Source organism: Amycolatopsis sp. NPDC049252, from assembly GCF_043197175.1.
Lineage (GTDB): Bacteria > Actinomycetota > Actinomycetes > Mycobacteriales > Pseudonocardiaceae > Amycolatopsis.
This window is the reverse complement of the sequence record NZ_JBICSQ010000180.1, coordinates 1-2,757: the sequence shown is the minus strand read 5'-3', so window position 1 is coordinate 2,757 and position 2,757 is coordinate 1. Positions and strand designations below refer to the sequence as shown.

Here is a 2,757-nt window from a genome sequence, read left to right as displayed (position 1 = left end):
ACAGCTGCGCGCGCTACCGCGTGCCGATCGACCATGACAACGCCGCGCTGGGCACCATCGACATCGCGCTGCTGAAGCGCGCCGCGCGCACCCCGGACGCGCGGGTCGGCTCGCTGTTCCTCAACCCCGGCGGGCCCGGCGGCTCGGGCCTGCGGATGCCGATCAGCGGCCAGTACTACTTCCAGCCGCAGGTGGTCGACCGCTTCGACCTGATCGGCTTCGACCCGCGCGGGGTCGGGCAGAGCAACCCGTTGCGCTGCTTCACCACGCAGGAGGACGCGGACGAGGTCTTCGGCGCCCAGATCCCGGTGCCGCTGAGCCGCGCCGAGATCTCCGGCACGCTGGCCAGCTACCGCGACTACGGCCAGTTCTGCAAGAACAACGCGGGTTCGCTGCTCAACCACATGTCCACCAAGGACGTCGTGCGGGACCTCGACACGCTGCGTGCGGCGGTCGGCGACAAGAAGCTCACCTACGTCGGCTTCTCCTACGGCACGCTGATCGGCTCGACCTACGCGTCGATGTTCCCGAAGCAGTCCCGCGCGATCGTGATCGACGGCAACGTCGACCCGCAGCTGCGCACCAAGGACGGCGTCGAGTACGACCGCGAGCGGGCGCAGGGCTTCGAGGTCTCGCTCGACGGCTTCCTCAAGCGCTGTGACCAGGTCGGCGCGAAGTGCGCGTTCAGCGACGGCACCCCGCGGGCGAAGTTCGACGAGCTGCGCGAGTACCTGCGCAAGCAGCCGATCACCATCCCCGGCGGCGGTTCGGTCGACATCAACACGTTCACCGGTTCGGTGTCGGGCACCCTGTACTCGCCGTCGGCGTTCCCCGGCCTGGCCGAGGACCTGCAGGCGCTGTACAACGCGATCCACCCCGCGGGCGCCCAGGCGCAGACCCTGCAGGCCCGGCAGCTCAAGGTGATCACGAAGGGCAAGCAGGGCCTGGCCGACCAGACTCCGGACAGCCCCTACACGAGTGACGACTCGTACTTCGGCGTCAACTGTTCGGACAAGCCGTTCAAGATCAAGCAGGAGCAGGTGCCGGGTATCGCCGCCGGCTGGGAGCGCGAGTCGCCCACCTTCGGGCGTTACCAGGCCTTCGCGGACACGGCGGCCTGCCCGGTGTGGCCGGCGAAGAAGCCGGACGTCTACCGCGGTCCGTGGCAGGCGAAGACCGACGTCCCGGTCGTCGTGGTCAGCAACTACTACGACCCCGCGACGCGCTACCAGTTCGGCCAGCGGATGGCCGCCGAGCTCGGCAACACCCGGCTGCTGTCGGTCGACGCGTTCGGCCACTGCATCCTCGGTGACGCCCTCGGCGTCGACCAGGCCGTGGCGGCGTACCTGACCGACCTCAAGGTGCCGGCCAACGGCCAGGTGTTCCAGCCGAACGTCCAGCCGTTCGAGACGGCGGTCGCGAAGGGCTGACACGCGAGTTCCGGTGCGGGCCCCGTGACCCCCAACGGGCGGCAACCGGCCCGTTTCAGTTGACGCCCCGCAGTTAACCGGTCGCAGCCGCGCCCGTGGCCGCGTGGTGCCCGGCGCGAAGCTGTTCTTCCCCGACGAGCGGCCCGGAGACCTCGTGCCGCACCTGCGCCGGCACGGGGCGTAGTGCTCATCACAGCGCGGGCCGCGGGCCGGGCGCTACAGTGGTCCGGTTGATCATCACCAGTACGGGAAGCGAGGTGAGCGGCACATGCCAGCGGACAGTCAACGGACGGCCGGGCGCGCGCTCACCGGAGGTTTCCGGCTGGGCTGAGGACGTCCGGCCGCCTCCTGTCCGGCAGTGCGCGCACGCCGGAAAAGAGCCGGATCATGACCATCTTCGAAATGCTGCTGCGCGTGGGCACCGGGGTCGGCCTGGGCGCCGTCATCGGGTTCGAGCGGCAGTTCCGCGCCCGGATGGCCGGGCTGCGCACCAACGCCCTCGTCGCGGTCGGCGCGACGCTGTTCGTCCTGCTGTCGGCCCACGGTTTCGGCGGGCTGTCGTCGAGCGGCGACGCCGACCCGACCCGGGTGGCCGCGCAGATCGTCTCCGGCATCGGGTTCCTCGGTGCCGGCGTGATCCTGCGTGACGGCCTCAACGTCCGCGGCCTCAACACCGCGGCGACGCTGTGGTGCTCGGCGGCCGTGGGCTCGCTCGCCGGCTCCGGGCTGTACGCCGTGGCGCTGGCCGGGACCGTGGTCGTCGTCGGCGTCAACGTCCTGCTGCGGCCGCTCGGCCGCGTCGTCGACCGCCGCCCGGACTCGGGCGACGAGACCCCGGCGCGCTACGAGTTCCAGGCGGTGACCCGCGACGACAGCGAAGCCCACGTCCGGGCCCTGCTCGTGCAGGCGCTGGCACGCACGGACTTCCGGCTGCTGTCGGTGCTGAGCACGGACCGCCCGGAGGACCGCACGGTCGAGGTCCGCGCCGAGCTGGCCGCCGACCAGCGCGACGACGCCCAGATGGAGTCCGCGGTGTCCCGGCTTTCGCTGGAGCCCGCGGTGTCGAGCGTGCGCTGGGACGCCGTCACGGTGTAGCGAGGAACTCGTCGAGCAGCTCGCCGAACCGGGCGGGCTTGTCCAGGTTCACCAGGTGCGCGGCGCCGGGCACCCGGGCCCGGCGCGCGTGCGGTGCCTCGCGCTCCACCAGGTCGGCGACGGCGAAGATGTCGGCGGAGTCGAGGTCTCCGGTCACGACGAGCGTGCGGGCGCGGACCTCCGCGACCCGGCCGATCGCGCCCAGTTTTCGGTGCCGAAGTCGGGGACGCCG

The 2,757-nt window shown here is 71.5% G+C and carries 3 protein-coding genes; 2 read left to right on the top strand and 1 reads right to left on the bottom strand.

Annotated elements, in window-relative coordinates; all coding sequences use genetic code 11:
• Both ACGFMK_RS48940 and ACGFMK_RS48935 read left to right on the top strand, forming a co-directional pair.
• A partial coding sequence (locus ACGFMK_RS48940; protein WP_392778945.1) for an alpha/beta hydrolase occupies positions 1-1,430 on the top strand: 1,430 nt, incomplete at its 5' end.
• A gap of 387 nt (positions 1,431-1,817) precedes the next feature.
• Positions 1,818-2,525 (top strand): MgtC/SapB family protein, encoded by a 708-nt coding sequence (locus tag ACGFMK_RS48935; protein WP_392778942.1) that lies wholly within the window; start codon positions 1,818-1,820, stop codon positions 2,523-2,525.
• Here the strand turns inward: ACGFMK_RS48935 and ACGFMK_RS48930 are convergent.
• The coding region (locus tag ACGFMK_RS48930; protein WP_392778939.1) for an alpha/beta fold hydrolase at positions 2,515-2,757 on the bottom strand (243 nt) is incomplete at its 5' end. The genes ACGFMK_RS48935 and ACGFMK_RS48930 overlap by 11 nt on opposite strands.

Excerpts from the sequence above, each read along its gene's own strand:
- ACGFMK_RS48935 (WP_392778942.1), top strand. The coding sequence starts at position 1,818 with ATGACCATCTTCGAAATGCTGCTGCGCGTGGGCACCGGGGTCGGCCTG.